General features: G+C 63.6%; 1 protein-coding gene. It reads right to left on the minus strand.

The window, feature by feature from the left end; translation table 11 throughout:
• Nucleotides 1-181 precede the first annotated feature (181 nt).
• On the minus strand, nucleotides 182-1,396 hold a 1,215-nt coding region (locus NW829_RS12215), incomplete at its 5' end, for a hypothetical protein (RefSeq protein ID WP_414417197.1).

Genomic DNA, 1,396 nt, shown 5'->3' on the forward strand with positions numbered 1-1,396 from the left:
CCCCCCCCGATTTTTTTTTCCCCCCCCCCCGCTCACCATAACCCCCCCCGGGGGGGGGGGGGGGGGGGGGCGGCCCCCCCCCCCCCCCCCCCGACGCTGAAGCTGCGCTTCAGCACTCCAAACAGGTCAGCGTGCGGCACACCCCTCTCCCACAGCGTGGGAGAGGGGCTGGGGGTGAGGGCTAACACCCACTGCCGAATGCGAACAGTACGCTCAGCAGATCGGCGTCATCTACAACCTCGTCGCAGTTGATGTCCTCCGCTAAGTTGCTGCCCGTCTGACCAAATGCGAACAGCACCGCCAGCAGGTCGGCGTCGTCCACACAGCCGTCGCCGTTCACATCAGGATCAGTCGTCAGGCGCGCTATCAACCGCACACGGTCAGACAGATACTGCACCTCAAACGCTATGCACGGCAGCGTGTCGGGGTCTACCTCCACCGTGTGGAACTCACCTGTGCGGTTCCACGAGCCAGAGCGCACCAAGATGTCAAAGGTATCCCCCGTCACAGGCGTGTACCCATCGCGCGCTTTCACGCGCAGCGTGCCGTTCAGCTGCACCGTGCGGGTGTAGCCGCTTTGCCCCACAATCAGCTGGTCATACTGCGGGTTGGCAGGGTCGGAGTTGTCCGTGCCCGCCAGCTCCACCTCAAAGACGGCGTCGTTGCCCAGCGTCAGGTTGCCCCTGATGGTCAGGATGCCGAGCGGGTTCAGGTCGGGCTGGTCGGGGTCATCGATGCCGGGTGCGATTGTGCCCGCCGTATTGTTGAGCGCGCCGCTAAGCGTGCCTGCGCCTGTGAGCTTGCCGCCCTGCATCGCCAGCGGGTTGCTCACGCTCAGAGTCGCCCCACGGCGGATCCGCGCCTCGCCTGCCGTCTGGGTCAGGTTGGAGACGCTCAGCGTGCCGTTTTGCACCTCTATCAGCCCGCTGTTGGTCGTGTTGACAGTGATGGTGAACGAGGTTGGGTTGTTCGGGTCGGGCGAGACCTTGCGCAATGTGCCCGTGTTCACAAGGCTGTTGGCGCCTGTGTTGCTGTACCAACCCCCTGAGCGCACCTCCGCTGTGCCGCTGTTTCGCAGGCTCGCCCCGTTGAAGTAGGTCCATCCATACTCGTGAACCAAAGTGCCCGTGTTGACCAACACACCCGACAGATAACGATCATAGCTATTCACCATCCGCAACAAGCCCGCGTTCGTCAAGCCCGCCGAACCCCCGTTCAGCGTGTGTTGCACCCACTGATAGCCTGTACCCGTGAAGTTGAAAGTGGCGCCCTCACTGCCCGCCTGCACCGTGTTATTCGTCTGAACCAGCGTGCCCGCTATCTCACCACTGTGTGTGCCGCTAAAGGTGTGCGTGCCGTTCTGCAAGACCAGCGTCGCTCCGCTTGCCACGCTCCA

The organism is Synechococcus sp. R55.8, from assembly GCF_047461895.1.
Classification (GTDB): domain Bacteria; phylum Cyanobacteriota; class Cyanobacteriia; order Thermostichales; family Thermostichaceae; genus Thermostichus.